Origin of the sequence: Rasiella sp. SM2506 (assembly GCF_050859505.1) — a bacterium.
In the GTDB taxonomy this organism is placed as follows: Bacteria; Bacteroidota; Bacteroidia; order Flavobacteriales; family Flavobacteriaceae; genus Marinirhabdus.
The window spans coordinates 1,738,904-1,753,700 of sequence record NZ_CP193934.1 but is presented as its reverse complement, the minus strand read 5'-3'; the positions used below and the strand labels follow the sequence as shown (position 1 = coordinate 1,753,700).

Sequence of the window (14,797 nt, the reverse complement as noted above, 5' to 3'; positions counted from 1 at the left end):
ATGTGTTACGAGTGAATCAAACGTTGGTTTGTCATTTGGTGTTTGATTCATCAGAAAAACAAATGAGGAATTTTATATGTTTCTGATACTTCAAATATCTGACTATATTTTGAAAATACAATGAGTGAAAATAATGACAGGCTAGTGCAAAACTAATTTGTAGGAAAAAGACTATTAATGAACTGCCTAGGGTCTGTCTTGAAGAAATTTTAATCGACGAAATACAGTTTTCTTAAACATTTGTTAAAATGTTAAATATTTGTTAAAATTAAATTTTATTGTTTTCTGTTCGATAAAATGTTTGTTATAACCGATTAATAACTACGTACTTACACGTACATTATGTAAATTCTTACAAAACCTTAGAGACCAACACCTATTTTATGAATCATTTTTGCTACATATTATTTACACGTTGGTAGAGTGTAGCAACCAGGTATCCGTAAAAGGGTCAACACAAAAAACAAGATTTTTTGGAGTTTAAACAAACTGTTGAACTAGCAATAGGAAATTGTTATTACTAATATAAAGAGAGTTCACCTAGTTTTCATTGCTTTCAGGTTTATAAGTATTCGTTGTTAGCGCTGTGCTTTTTACTGGGGTATAGTGACAGTATCTTCACTTAAGAGTTCACTGCCTTTACCATAAATGCGAAGCGAGATATTAATTATATCTTTAGAGGTGGTGTTTATTACTGTGGTAGATAGTTTTTTGGTTTTATAACTCTCTATCATGGCACTTCCTCTTTGTGAATTGTTTGATCTGTTTCCACCTTTGTTTTTATTTTTTTCAACTAACAGTACGTAAACAATGTTTTGATTGTTTGCAGTAGTATTAGTTGCCATAGCTGTTATATGTAATGTATTGCCTTCTAGAGTTGTACTAATCTTAGCACGTAAGGTATTTTTTTTTGATTGTGTAAATGGTACTTCAGAAGTATTTCCGAAACTCATTAAAAATAATATGGAAAAGAAAATGCTCATCGTTGGCGTTTAAAGTTTCTAATGGCAGTGTTTTGATGGTTGGCTTTCATCGCTATTTTCATAGTGTCTAAATCACCATTACTTTCTAGCATTAAAAGGTTTTGATTATTTCCTTGTTGTAAAACTACTGTTTGAATATTTTTAGTGTAAGGGCGGTTCTTCTGAAAGAAGGAAGTAGTAATCCCAGCTTTTACTAAGGCTCCTTTAGCTTCAAAAGCTGCTATGTTTAAGTTTGATGAATTTTTTACACTTATCTCAAACAAGGCGACACTATTCTTTTCTGTAAAGATGTCTGCACTACGAATGTTGTTATTCCCTATTTGCTGAATACTAACTGAATTTTTAATATCAGTGCTTATGGTTTTTTGCGCGATTGCTGAAGCGAATGTCAACAATATAAAGCAGAAACATAGTAATAAGAGTGAGACTAACGTTTTCATGGGAGCGTTTTGTTTTAATTGTAAAGTACAGGAGTACTGTTTATGGCACTCCTGTACTATACTTGGCTTACAAATAAATTTTGAGGTAAAATTTATAAGGAGATCTATTTAGTTACTTTGTGTAACACTAGAGTTGTTTGCAATTCCCAATTGGTTTACAACACTGTTGTGACCTAATCCTGTTTGTAAAACATCACTTGTATTAAAAGCTCCAAACTGGTTTACTAGTGACGTATTAAAGAATCCTATTTGATCCACATCTGAATCATTTGCTAATCCTATTTGTAATACGTCAGAGTCGTTTCCAATTCCAAATTGAAACACATCACTCGTGTTAGCAATCCCTAATTGATCAACATCAGAGTCATTTCCAATTCCAAACTGGAATACGGTAGAACCGTTTAAGATTCCAAACTGATCTACATCACTATTGTTCAATGCTCCAATCTGATCTACATCTGAGTCATTTGCAAGCCCAATTTGAGTTACAGTAGACGTATTGGCAATTCCTAGTTGGTCAACATCAGATGTGTTTAAAGCTCCTAACTGTCCAACATCTGAAGTATTCAAAACACCCAATTGCGTTACAGAAGATCCATTTAATATTCCAATTTGGTCTACTTCAGAATCGTTCAAGATTCCAATTTGTAATACAGTAGAACCGTTTGCAATCCCTAATTGGTCTACACGTGAGGTGTTTGCGATTCCAATTTGGTCTACATCCGAAATGTTAAAAGCACCTACCTGGTCTACATCTGAACCATTCAAGGCTCCAAGTTGAAAAACATCTGAATCATTAAGCAAACCTGTCTGGTCTACATCCGAATCATTTAATAGTCCAATTTGCAACACATTACTGTTGTTGAACTGTGCGAACATTACTGCTCCGATCATTAGCGCCATTGCGCTGAAAATTAATTTTTTCATAATTTCAAAGTTTAATAATTACTATTTTGGTTAAAACTGTTTCTGGTTCTTGGAAACTCTGCTTGCAAGCTTTGAGGTATCTTTTGAACTTCTGGTACAAATATCTAACAAGACTGGCCGTAAAAGACTAGGCACAAGCCCCTTTTAATCACTCACAATCAACCCTTTATATAAAAGGGGTTTACCCCTTTTCAGAAGGAAAAACGTTTAAATACTACCGTTGTCGATGATTTAAAGAATTATATCGCTCGCTAGGGTCAAAAAAAAAGTGCCTCCATATTGGAGGCACTTTTACTATTGTATATAATTACTACGCTTATCTCGTGAAAAGCAGCTCACGATATTTGGTTAAAGGCCAGATTTCATCATCTACCAATAATTCCAATTTGTCACAGTGATAGCGAATTTCATCAAAATAAGGCTTCACGTTATCACAGTATGCAAAGGCTTTTTTTTCTGCATTGTCTATACCGTTTGCCTTTTTGCGTTCGTTAATCATATCTGTAATCCCTTTATTAATGGTTTCAATATGATTGCTAATAGCTTCAATAAGGTTCATTTGTTCTTTGGCGTATTTCTTAAAGCTCTTTCCGTAGATGTCCTTTAAACCTTGTACGTTTTCAATTAAAAGGTTTTGATATCTAATGGATGTTGGAATTACGTGATTGCGGGCAATATCTCCCAAGACACGTCCTTCAATTTGAATCCGCATGGCATATTCTTCTACTTCTATTTCATGACGTGCTTCAATCTCTACCTTACTCATAATACCAAGACTTTCATACAATTCGATGGTACTTTTAAAAATCTGGGCTTTTAGTGCTTCCGGAGTAGTCTTGTTATTACTTAATTTACGCTTCTTCGCTTCTTTTTCCCACGCATCTCCATAGCCATCACCTTCAAAACGAATACGCTTAGAGTCCTTAATATATCCTTTTAGCACATTGAAGATAGCGTCATCCTTCTTCATCTTTTTATCTTTGATCAATGTGTCTACTTCAACTTTAAAGTCGATTAGTTGTTTGGCAACAATAGCATTCAACACCGTCATAGGTTTTGCACAGTTGGCGGTAGACCCTACAGCTCTAAACTCGAATTTATTTCCTGTAAAAGCAAATGGTGAGGTACGGTTACGGTCTGTGTTGTCCAATAAGATTTCAGGAATTTTTCCTACTACATTCAGTTTAAGATCGGTTTTATCTTCTGGTGAAAGTTTACCGTTCTTCACTTTTTCAAGCTCATCTAAAACATTGGTTAACTGTGAGCCAATAAATACTGAAATAATCGCTGGCGGTGCTTCGTTTGCGCCCAGTCTATGGTCGTTACTTGCACTGGCGATAGAAGCTCTCAACAATTCTTCATAATCATTCACCGCTTTAATGGTGTTGATAAAGAAGGTTAAAAACTGAAGATTCTTCATAGGTGTGCTACCCGGCTGTAATAAATTAATACCTGTGCTAGTAGCCAAAGACCAATTGTTGTGCTTCCCACTTCCGTTTACACCTGCAAAAGGCTTTTCGTGAAAGAGTACTTTAAACTCGTGACGGTCTGCCACTTTTGCCATTACATCCATTAATAAGGAGTTGTGGTCTACAGCAAGATTGGTTTCTTCAAAAATAGGTGCCAACTCAAACTGGTTAGGCGCTACTTCATTGTGACGGGTTTTTACCGGAATTCCCAATAACATACATTCGTTTTCCAAATCGCGCATATAGTCTAGTACACGTCTGGTGATAGATCCAAAGTAGTGATCGTCTAACTGCTGTCCTTTTGCCGAAGCGTGCCCTAATAAGGTTCTTCCAGTCAGGTTAATGTCTGGACGGGATTTGGCTAAGGCTCTGTCAATGAGGAAATATTCTTGTTCCCACCCTAAGGTTGGGTTTACTTTGGTTACGTTTTTATCAAAATACTTTGCTACTGCTGTTGCTGCTTGGTCAATAGACTGTAAAGCTCTAAGTAACGGTGTTTTGTTATCCAACGCTTCCCCTGTGTAGGCAACAAATACGGTAGGAATACATAAGGTTGTTCCGTAGATAAAAGCTGGAGAGGTTGGATCCCATGCCGTATAGCCACGTGCTTCAAAAGTGTTTCTAATACCACCATTCGGGAAACTAGAGGCATCTGGTTCTTGCTGCACTAATTGCCCGCCCCCAAATTTTTCGATGGCACCACCATCATCTGTTGTTTCAAAAAAGGCATCGTGCTTCTCTGCGGTTGTACCTGTTAACGGCTGGAACCAGTGTGTGTAATGCGTAGCGCCTTTGCTTATAGCCCATTCTTTCATTCCTGTAGAAATATGGTCTGCAACGTTACGGTTAATCTTTGAACCGTTTTCCACGGCATCTTGTACACTTTTATAAGAGTCTTTCGTCAAGTATTGACGCATAGCTCCGTTGTTAAATACGTTTTTTCCAAATACTTCTGAACGACGTTCTGCTTCTTTAACATCAATAACAGGACGATTGAACGTCTCTTTAATGGCATGAAATCTTAAGGTGGACATAAATTTGTTCTTTTTAAGTGTTTTATTGTTTAATAACGGCACAAAAATAACTTTTTACAGAATACACCCCCTGTTTTTTTGTGTTAAGTTATTAATAAAAGGGTTTTTTCATTCAATGACCCCCTGTTTATCAATAAATTTAAAATAATTAGCAACTGAAGAAAGAAGAAAGATTGCCATGTTAAAAATTGGATACAGGGAGAACTGCTTGAACATACTTTTTCTGAATGGGTGGAGAGGTGCGGCAGTTTTTAGTATTTTTGGGATATAAACGATTTTCTTTACAGGATACCGACGACAAAATACAGTATCTCACGAGTTCGCAAACCTTTATAAAAATGAAACATCAAATTATTTTTTTTGTCTTTCAAGTGTTTATAGGAATAAATTTATTTTCTCAAACTGTTGATGTGGTCAGTGGACTTGAAGGGACAGGGAGAATTTTATATTATGAAGATGAGCTCTATTTTTCTCAATACGAGGGCAACGAAATTTCAAAAATAAATATAACGAAACCAAATCCTGTCATTATTCAAGTTCTGGGAGGTTTGGAAACACCCAATGGAATTTTACTAAATGGAACAGATCTTTACTTTGCTGATTCTGAAACTAAAAGCATTTATAAAATAGAGATTACCAATTCTAATCCCATTCCTACTTTAGTTGTCTCAGGTTTAGGCCACCCGGTAGGCCTACTGTTAAATAATAATGATTTATACATTTCGGATGTACTAGACAATATAATTTACAAGATTAATATAAATGATTCCAACCCATCTTTAGAAATTATTGCCTCTAATCTTTTAAGTCCTAATGAAATGGTCTTATCTGATAGTTACTTATACATTGCAGAATACGATGCAAATAGAATTGTAAAGATAAATATTACAGAACCAAGCCCAATACCTATTGAAGTGGTAGGTAATTTAGAAGGTCCAACTTCCTTTTTTCTATATAATAATGACTTATATATTTCTGAATACACGGGAGGCAGGATTTCTAAGATTGATATTACAGAAGCCTCCCCGGTAGCAGAAGAAGTCTTAACTAACTTAGATGGACCAACTGGTTTAATAATTATTGGCAATGCATTATATATAGCCGAATTTGACAGCGGTAAAATTATTAAGACTATTCTTGATATCCTTACCGTACCTGATAACTTAAAAATATCTCCACTAATATTATTCCCTAATCCTTCAAGTGAATTTATCCAAATTTATGGAATATATGAATCTCAAAAATACTCAATTATGGATGTTTTTGGAAAAAGAGTAATACACGGTAGTATATCAGAAAACAGAAAGATTAACATCCAAAGTCTTAGTAGCGGTGTTTATTTTTTGAAAATCAATGAAGGCAAAACCATAAAGTTTAGAAAAATCTAATAATACATTTGCCAACCTATATTCAACTACTAAATTCCACAACCTCTCAGCCTTACATAAGCACCTAAGTTTAAAAATCTTGAATCATTCTTCGTCGCAAACCCTTACTCACTATATGACTGACGGAGCCATATACATTTCAAAATTTTTAACCTAAAACCTAATCTCCCAAAAACGCCAAACTAATAAAGATACAGTAGGCAGCAACAATGATCACACCTTTAATACGGCCTATCTCAAACTTCCTGGGAAGGAATGCCATGGGTATTAATATTGCGGCAAAACCTAGCATCCACCAGATATCGTTGGTTAGTACTTCCTGGCTCTTTACCGCGATGGGCTGAATGATAGCCGTAATACCCAGAACCGAAGCGATATTAAATATATTGGATCCTATTAAATTGCCCAATGAAATTGCTTTTTCCTTTTTTAACGCTGCAATTACCGAAGCTGCTAATTCTGGAACGCTTGTGCCTATGGCAATCATTGTTACCGCAATAACGCGCTCACTAATTCCCATGGTTGTTGCCAAATCTACGGCACCCGTAACCAGAAATTCACTACCGCCATACAACGCTACCCCACCAATAAGTAACCATATTACTATTTTAAAATTACTGGCTTTTGAGAGTCCGTCATCTACACCATCGTCTACGGGATGCGTTTTTGTCATTTTTCTGGCTCGGTGTATCAATAGGTAGAGGTAGACAAACAATAATGCCAGAAGCCCAATTCCTTCCCAAAAGGTAATTTCGTTACCACTTTTCAGCACAAAATAAAGCACCACCGACAACAACATCATCACAGGCCAATTGAATTTATAAAAATCCCTGTCAATAGCCAAAGGAGCAATAATTGCGGTAATCCCTAGCACCAAACCAATATTGGCAATATTAGAACCAATTACATTCCCTAAAGCTATATCACTAAACCCATTTAACGCTGCCTGTATGCTCACTAATAATTCTGGAGCCGAGGTAGCAAAAGAAACCACCGTTAATCCAATGACCATTTTAGAAAGCTTTAGCTTAAAAGACAAGCCCACAGAGGCACGTACCAAAAACTCACCTCCCACTACCAGAAGTACCAATCCTAAAAAAATAAACAGAATACTCATACCTATATATTAAGGTGGCGAAGATACTTAAATGATTGCCGTTTTTAGAAGGAAGATTTTAGATTTATTTGATAGAAAACAATAATCAACTATAAATTCAGTTATATAACTACAAAAACAGTTGCATAACTAAAAAACTCGTTATATCTTTGTTTCAGCATCAATCAAAAATCTAGTATCCTTATGAAAACATCAATATTCATCCTATTCTTTCTGTCTACCTACGCTGTTATAGCGCAAATGCCAAAACCCAGCCCAATCACCATGACTTCTGAATACCTTTCAGAAAATGAAGACGTTAGTGATCTCATGTTTTTTGAAGGGGTGGCATTCTATAATATGAAATTTACAGGAGCCGATTTAAAAGGAAGTACCTTCAAACTTACTGCAAAAGAGATATGGAATGGGAAGCTTAAAAAAGAAACTGTGGTTACCAATTCGGCAACGATTGACGTCCCTGGATTGGAAAAGTTAAAGGATACTGTTTTTGATTTTAAAGTGATTTCAAAAGTAACAAGTGACAACAAACTAAAAATGAGCTTTAAGTTTCCCCGCTTTGGAAGAACGATGGAATTTGACGCCATTAAAAGTGACGACTACAGCCTTCGTAACATTGCCGAAACTTTTAAAGAAGACATTATAAAAGGAGAAAAATTCTATTTAATGGCGTATATCTTACCCTATGAAAAGGACGGAGCAAAATACTGGTGTGCGGTTGAAAACAGCGGAAAAGACATAGAAAACTGGGGGAAGAAATTTGGGATAAAGCATTATCTTGTATTTGAAATGTGTTTTGACTGTAAAGAGCCGGTAGCAGGTAGACAGTAGGACGCGACAGGTCGCTTGTAGTCCCTCGATACAATCCCAACTTTCTGTTGTATCAAGAGAGATGACGATACTTGGTAACTTGGTTTGAAATGAGGGATTAAAATAGTGTGCCAAATTGAGAATAGGCAATAAAAATAAATAATAGTCCGAACGAAGTAAGGACAATAAATAATAAAAATTTTGGAACAATTAACAAATAAAGAAGAAGAGGTAATGCAAACCTTATGGAAGCTTGAGAAAGCTTTCGTAAAAGAAGTTGTGGCTGCTATGCCTGGAGATAATCACTACAATACGGTTTCTACCATTGTTAGAAACCTGGAAGAAAAAGGATATGTTTCGCACCAGGCCTTTGGAAAGACACACCAATATTTCCCAGTGGTAAGCAAGGAAGAATACACTAAGAAATTTATGAACCAGGCTACCAAACGCTATTTTGACAATAGCTATAAAAGTATGGTTTCGTTTTTTGCGAAAGAAGAAAAGATAAGTGCCGAAGAACTTCGCGAGATTTTAAGCATCATAGAAAACAAGAATTAATATGGAATTTATCACCTACATCGCAAAGTCTGCCGGGATCTTGACACTCTTCTATTTGGTCTATATTTTTGTGCTTAGAAAAGATACTTTTTTTACAGCGAATCGTACTTTTTTATTAGTTGGGATCGCTTCAGCATTGCTCCTGCCTTTTGTAACTTTTACTACTGTTACGCTTGTAGAGACACCTGTTTTTGTTCCTACGGTAGCTATTGAAGAACTAAATCCAATTCAAATTGTACAAACAACTCCTGTAAAAGAAGCTATAGATATTTGGCAAATCTTAGTGACTATCTACCTCATCGGACTAGGAATTATGGCTGCTCGTTTTGGGATACAGCTTGCGTCGCTCTTCAATTTACTTCGGAAACATCCTTCCCGAAGAGCAAATGGCTTCCGTTTTATTGAAATGAACGACTCAATAGCTCCATTTTCATTTTTCAACTATATTATTTTTAATCCTGAAACTCATGAACAACAGGAGTTGGAAATGATTTTACAACACGAAAAAGTACACGCTGCACAGTGGCATAGCATAGATGTACTGCTTTCCAATATAATGCGTGCTTTGCAATGGGCAAACCCAATTTCATGGCTGTACAAAAAAAGTATAGAAGCGAATTTAGAATTTCTAGCAGATAATCAAACCGTTTCTAACATACCCTCAAAAACCGAGTACCAACTTGCGCTCCTCAAGGCTTCATCATCCTTACCCGTACCGGCGCTTACTAATAATTTTTATCATTCATTCATCAAAAAACGAATCATTATGTTAAACAAAAGCAACTCAAAAAAGTACAATCAATTAAAATTAATGCTGGTGCTGCCTGCACTCGCCTTATTCCTATGGAGTTTTAATACGGAAGATGTTATTGAATACACCACCTCTTCTCCTGAAATTTCCTTGAAGGAAAACAACAGCTTAGCTACCCTGAATTCAGTAATGAGCTTTTCAGCCAAAACAACCAATGCCGAATTAGACGCCCTGGAAATCTATTTTATGGAGAACCACCCAGAAAGTCTCGTAAAAATCGCTGAAAGAAAAAGAGATGCAAGCGGAAGCCTTATCAACTTCAGCTTCCAGACAAAATTTAGTGGAAACGATCGCTTTTATACTCGTTTTGATCGTGGAACGGGTGCTCCGTTTCAGACAGTTTACACTATTGAACCACAAGAAAACGGTGTGCTATTGGTTTCAGAAATTGGAAAAGATGGCGTGCAATTCAAAATTACAGAAGATAATTTGCAACTGATTGCGACAGAAAATAAAGGCTTAAATCTAGCTTCAAAAAGCGTCACAAAAAAGCAAGCAAAAGCCAAAGAGCCTATCCTTGGTGAGAATCCGTTATACATCATCAACGGAAAAGAATATCGTAAAAATCAATTACCTAAAGACAAAACTATAGCACTAGAGGGTACTGCCGAAATTTTGAATAAGAAAGAAGGGGAAGCCAAATATGGTACCAAAGGAAAAGATGGTGTTATGGTACTGAATGGAGTTTCCACATTTACCAAGGTTGAAAAAAAAAGTTCAGAAACAAAAGTTTCTAAATTGAAACCTGAGGTAAATTCCACAGTTAAAGAAATACGAATTAACATTACCAAGAACACTACCAAAGAACAATTAGACGGTTTTAAAACTGAACTAAAGCGCGACCACGGGATAGATTTCAATTACAAAAACGTAGCCTATAATAAAAAAGGTGAAATGACGGCGATTTCAATTTCATATGAAGGAAAAGGGAATAAGGGCACGTATACTGTGATGAGTGATGATGGAGAACCTATTAGTGATTTCTATTTTTATATGGATACCGAAAAAGGCGCCTCTGGATTTGGCTCTAAAGAAAGCGAACTAAGGAAGGAGAAAAGAGTGGCACTATTGGAAAAACGAAATGAACTTCGTGGAAATGCGATGGAAACAAGAAAAGAAGCCCTTAAAATGCGGACTGAAAATCTGAGCGAAGTACGTTCAGAACTTGCTGAAACACGAAAAGAACTACGCCAATCTCAATCTAAATTACGCCAGGAAGTAGCCGAAATGCGAAAGATCAATGGAGAAGTCGCAGAAACAAGCAATAGACTTCATACAACTATTAAGAGCACCGCTTCAGAAAAAATTGTGATTACCAAAAACACTACAGATGCACAGTTGAAACAAATGAAAACGCAACTTTCCGGAAAAGGAATTGACTTTAATTACAAACGTGTAAAACGTAATAGCAATGGTGAAATAATAGGAATTAAAGCTACGTTTGACAATGGTAAAGGTAGCAAGGTCTCAAAAACAATACAAACAGATGGTGATGATGCTATTGAAATGATTGTAGTAGAAATGTAACCCAACTTATTTTAAAGAAAACATAAAGTCTTTTGGCATTGCTGAAAGACTTTTTTATTTCAGTATTTTTAGATGTTGAAATAGCAACGTACCCATGAAAAAGAAATTTTTTAAAACACTGGCAAAAATAAACAAGGCTATTTTACCTAGCCTTACCAAAAAACAAGTAGATCTTGCAAAGGCGTCTAAGCTACAAATGGCGCTATTTGGTTATAAATTATGGGTAACTAAAAATGCATTGGATTAATAGGTAAGTAAAGAACGTATCTCATAGTCTCTCAGTTTGCTTATTCCTTTAAGAAAGGATAATTCAATTAAAAAATTACACTGTACTATTTCTCCACCTAATTGCTCAATCAATCTACATGCGGCTTGCGCAGTTCCTCCTGTTGCTAAAACATCATCATGCAATAATACTTTATCTCCCTTTTGAATGGCATCTTCGTGAATTTCTAAAGAATCCATACCATATTCTAAAGTATAGGGTTGCTTGAATGTAGTATATGGTAATTTACCAGGCTTTCTTATAGGTACAAAACCTGCGTTTAATTCCTGTGCTAAAAGTGTCGCAAAGAAAAAACCTCTGGATTCAATACCAACAACCTTATCTATGGGTTGCATTTCAGTAAGTCGTAACAACTCCTCGACGCAAACTTTCATTGCCTCGGGATTTGCTAAAAGAGGCGTAATATCCTTAAAAACCACTCCTGGCTTTGGGAAATCCTGAACATCGCGAATGTACTGTTCTATATCGAGCATATTCTTATTTTAAAACCAATCTAAGTAAAATGCTGTAGCAATAACTGCAAGTACTAGAATAACAAGAATCACTACTATAAAGCTAGCTCCAAATACAGTTTTTTTATTGTCCTGAAAAATATAGTCACGCTCTTGCTCATTATCTGAATCTTTAACAATTTTGGTCATAAATATATAGTTTGTGTATAAAATTAAGGTATTGCTACACCACATGCTGCTAAGGGTATCATAAATATACATAGAAGATTATAAACTTTAGGCAACACTACATTTTATAAAGATAAATGAACTCTATAAATTTTACGCAACTAGGTTGTGCAAACAAACAAAAAGAAATATATTTGCACCCGCTAACAAAGTAAAATTTGTTTGCAAAAGGTTACAAAGCTGGTATCGTAGTAAGCGGTATTTTTAATTTTGTCGAGGTTACTACCTGAATGTAACAAAATAATGGCCTCGTGGCGCAACTGAATAGCGCACTTGATTACGGCTCAAGAGGTTACAAGTTTGAATCTTGTCGAGGTCACTTAGAGTAAAAAAATCCGCTCCCTTCTGGGAGTGGGTTTTTTGGTTTAAGGAAATCTCAAATAGCTTTTCTGGGCTTTTTATGAATAAATTCAAACCAAAAAATAATCCTCTAAGCGACTGAAAATTGAACCTTTAAGACGAAAACTTATCATAAAGTTAATCGCGTCGGGGTATAAAAAATAAAAATTCTTAAAAAGTATTAAACCCGTATTCTTGAGAATTTCTGTGTTGAAAATTACAAAATCTGAAGTATGGTATCAACTATAGTAAAGGGTACTATAATCACTTTTAGAAAGATCAATGAGGGTTCTATAATGGCAAACGCATATAACGAGGTAGTATTCGACAATAGGTCGTAGTCAGTTTATAACAAATATATTGAGATTTTGTGACTAATCACGATGCTAATGCTTTGTCAAGGTCTACTTTTGGCATTTATCATCTTTTATGGATTTTACAAACCCTCTTATTTACGGTGTTCCTTGTTTTCTAGGATTGATTCTCTTAGAACTTACGTACAACAAGCATTCTGAAAAAATCAAGAATCTTTACGATTGGAAGGATTTAGGTTCTAGCCTGGTTATGGGTATTGGATCGACGCTTATAGCACCTTTGGTAAAAACAATAACGGTGATTCTCTTATTCAATTTTGTTTATGAGATTTTTAACCCATTAGTAAATGGGGTGCGAACCAATATCATGGGATGGGAGTCCTTTGGATATGCTTGGTATGTATGGATTTTTTGTCAAGTGGCCGATGACTTTTCCTATTACTGGTTTCATAGACAAAACCATATGGTTCGTTTTTTCTGGGCAGCTCATATCGTACACCACTCTTCGGAAAAATTTAATTTAGGAACCGCTGTACGCAATGGCTGGTTTACTATTTTTTATAAGCCTTTATTTTATATATGGATTGTTGCTATTGGTTTTCCACCAGAAATGCTAGTGGTATCACTTGGGATTGAAGCGTTATGGCAATTTCAATTGCATTCCCAGTTTATTCCTAAGCTTGGCGTTATAGACTATATAATGAATACCCACACCATGCACCAGGTACACCACGCACGTAATTTGGAATATATGGATAAGAATCACGGCGGATTCTTAAATATTTTTGACCGGATCTTTGGCACTTTTAAAGAGCTTGATGAGGATATAAATATTGAGTATGGCGTCACCAGCGGGCCTAACTCCTACAACCCTATTGTTATTCTTACCCATGAATATAAAGAAATCTGGATAGACATCAAAAAAGCGAATACATTATACGAAAAATGGATGTACGCTTTTGGTCCTCCAGGCTGGAGCCACGATGGTAGCACCCTTACTATTAAGCAACAGCGAAAAGCCTTGCGAACGCAGCATAAAAAAATATGATTTTGAAGGATTTGATGTAGGAGCTTTACATCCAGTGTTAAGGTTCTATTGATATACTAATTAGTTTGTGGTAGTATCAAAAGCAACCTTAGTACTTATATTCTTTACTATATATAAAAACGCCCACTACATAGTTGTAGTGGGCGTTTTTTGCCTAATAACAGTTATTTATAATATTTAAGTTTCATTTTAATACAAATCTCGAAGTGCTGTAATGTCGTTTGCGTTAAATTCTCCGCTCGCATTTGCACTGAAGCAAGCCAACATTATAGACGTTGGATCATAGCCCGTTGGAGTACCATCAATGTGTACTGCTCCAACTCCACTAGACCCTTCGTTGGTATTTTGACCACAACTTTGGCGACTAAACCAATCGGTATGACGAAAACCTACCGAGTGTCCAATTTCGTGTGTGATAACGTGCTCATTTACATTAGTATCATACCCACTCAAACCATAGATTTGAACAAACTTGTTTGGCAATCCATTACTTGGAAAGCCTGCACTACCACCTGCACCACCTGGATTGTTTACAGTATTATTATAAACTACCATATCCTTATTCTGGTAATCGGTACCAAAAGTTAAAGTGAAGCTAATAGAAACTCCGCTCAAACGGTTATAGTTGTTTACAGCCCATTGAAGTCCGGTTTGTTCCTTACTTGATAAGGCTTGGTTACCACCTGTGTATCCAATTATAGAAATATTTCTACCTTGGCTTACCAAATTAAAGGTACTATATTGGCGACCTTGATTGGCATCTTTAGCAAGTTTTGCAAGCTGAAATAATTGAGCTTCAGTCATTGTAATATCCTCTTCAAAGAAAAGACGCTCTTCAGACGTACCGTCGGGGAAATAAAAATCGTCGTATCTAATAAAATTGGTGTTTAACTCTAGTGTTTCAGCTGCTTCTTTTACCGCTTCGGGGATTTCTTTGGTAATGTTTGCAGTTTCATTGTTTTCTGGGGTTGTTGTAGTATCCTCATCTTTAGAACAAGATACTAATGACAGACTTAAGCAAAATGCTCCTATAAGTCCAAATTTTAAAATTCTCATAGTTAATAGATTA

Annotated in this window: 14 protein-coding genes and 1 tRNA gene; 7 read left to right on the top strand and 8 right to left on the bottom strand. The window is 35.8% G+C overall.

All coding sequences use genetic code 11. The features are described from left to right. Nucleotides 1-593: 593 nt before the first annotated feature. From ACQ2HF_RS07920 to ACQ2HF_RS07905, 4 genes are all read right to left on the bottom strand, one after another. Nucleotides 594-983 carry a hypothetical protein gene (locus ACQ2HF_RS07920; protein ID WP_432412986.1) on the bottom strand — a complete coding sequence of 130 codons (390 nt, stop codon included), beginning with the start codon at nt 981-983 and terminating at the stop codon, nt 594-596. Beyond that, nucleotides 980-1,423 (bottom strand): hypothetical protein, encoded by a 444-nt coding sequence (locus ACQ2HF_RS07915; RefSeq protein WP_432412985.1) that lies wholly within the window; start codon nt 1,421-1,423, stop codon nt 980-982. The genes ACQ2HF_RS07920 and ACQ2HF_RS07915 overlap by 4 nt, the downstream gene beginning before the upstream one ends. A gap of 108 nt (nt 1,424-1,531) precedes the next feature. Then, entirely contained in the window at nt 1,532-2,350 is an 819-nt protein-coding gene (locus tag ACQ2HF_RS07910; protein WP_432412984.1) for a hypothetical protein, read from the bottom strand. 316 nt (nt 2,351-2,666) lie between these two features. Further along, nucleotides 2,667-4,853: a glutamine synthetase III gene (locus ACQ2HF_RS07905; protein ID WP_432412983.1), complete on the bottom strand. Its 2,187-nt coding sequence runs from the start codon at nt 4,851-4,853 to the stop codon at nt 2,667-2,669. A gap of 338 nt (nt 4,854-5,191) precedes the next feature. Here ACQ2HF_RS07905 and ACQ2HF_RS07900 point away from each other — a divergent pair, with 338 nt between their 5' ends. Next, nucleotides 5,192-6,241 (top strand): T9SS type A sorting domain-containing protein, encoded by a 1,050-nt coding sequence (locus ACQ2HF_RS07900; protein ID WP_432412982.1) that lies wholly within the window; start codon nt 5,192-5,194, stop codon nt 6,239-6,241. A 160-nt stretch (nt 6,242-6,401) separates the two neighbouring features. Here the strand turns inward: ACQ2HF_RS07900 and ACQ2HF_RS07895 are convergent, their stop codons facing one another. Then, nucleotides 6,402-7,358, bottom strand: coding sequence for a calcium/sodium antiporter (locus ACQ2HF_RS07895; RefSeq protein WP_432412981.1), 957 nt, complete (start codon nt 7,356-7,358; stop codon nt 6,402-6,404). A gap of 183 nt (nt 7,359-7,541) precedes the next feature. Between ACQ2HF_RS07895 and ACQ2HF_RS07890 the strand changes: the two genes are divergently transcribed. The 4 genes from ACQ2HF_RS07890 to ACQ2HF_RS07875 all read left to right on the top strand — a co-directional run bounded on the left by ACQ2HF_RS07890 (nt 7,542) and on the right by ACQ2HF_RS07875 (nt 11,308). Beyond that, nucleotides 7,542-8,186 (top strand): hypothetical protein, encoded by a 645-nt coding sequence (locus tag ACQ2HF_RS07890; RefSeq protein ID WP_432412980.1) that lies wholly within the window; start codon nt 7,542-7,544, stop codon nt 8,184-8,186. 180 nt (nt 8,187-8,366) lie between these two features. After that, nucleotides 8,367-8,723: a BlaI/MecI/CopY family transcriptional regulator gene (locus tag ACQ2HF_RS07885; RefSeq protein WP_432412979.1), complete on the top strand. Its 357-nt coding sequence runs from the start codon at nt 8,367-8,369 to the stop codon at nt 8,721-8,723. Between the two features lies 1 nt (nt 8,724). Then, a complete protein-coding gene (locus tag ACQ2HF_RS07880; RefSeq protein WP_432412978.1) occupies nt 8,725-11,061 on the top strand; it encodes a M56 family metallopeptidase in 2,337 nt (778 codons plus the stop codon). 94 nt (nt 11,062-11,155) lie between these two features. Beyond that, nucleotides 11,156-11,308, top strand: coding sequence for an SsrA-binding protein (locus ACQ2HF_RS07875; RefSeq protein ID WP_432412977.1), 153 nt, complete (start codon nt 11,156-11,158; stop codon nt 11,306-11,308). On the opposite strand, the gene ACQ2HF_RS07870 is transcribed toward ACQ2HF_RS07875, so the two are convergent. Further along, nucleotides 11,305-11,820, bottom strand: coding sequence for an adenine phosphoribosyltransferase (locus ACQ2HF_RS07870; RefSeq protein ID WP_432412976.1), 516 nt, complete (start codon nt 11,818-11,820; stop codon nt 11,305-11,307). The genes ACQ2HF_RS07875 and ACQ2HF_RS07870 overlap by 4 nt on opposite strands. Before the next feature lie 9 nt (nt 11,821-11,829). Continuing rightward, the gene (locus tag ACQ2HF_RS07865; protein WP_432412975.1) at nt 11,830-11,988 is read right to left on the bottom strand and encodes a hypothetical protein; all 159 of its coding nucleotides are present in this window, start codon (nt 11,986-11,988) and stop codon (nt 11,830-11,832) included. Nucleotides 11,989-12,272: 284 nt separating this feature from the next. Here ACQ2HF_RS07865 and ACQ2HF_RS07860 point away from each other — a divergent pair. Both ACQ2HF_RS07860 and ACQ2HF_RS07855 read left to right on the top strand, forming a co-directional pair. Continuing rightward, nucleotides 12,273-12,346: transfer RNA gene (locus ACQ2HF_RS07860), tRNA-Arg, on the top strand. Nucleotides 12,347-12,795: 449 nt separating this feature from the next. Further along, nucleotides 12,796-13,728 (top strand): sterol desaturase family protein, encoded by a 933-nt coding sequence (locus ACQ2HF_RS07855; RefSeq protein ID WP_432412974.1) that lies wholly within the window; start codon nt 12,796-12,798, stop codon nt 13,726-13,728. A 189-nt stretch (nt 13,729-13,917) separates the two neighbouring features. Here the strand turns inward: ACQ2HF_RS07855 and ACQ2HF_RS07850 are convergent, their stop codons facing one another. Continuing rightward, entirely contained in the window at nt 13,918-14,784 is an 867-nt protein-coding gene (locus ACQ2HF_RS07850) for a zinc-dependent metalloprotease (RefSeq protein ID WP_432412973.1), read from the bottom strand. Nucleotides 14,785-14,797: the final 13 nt, after the last annotated feature.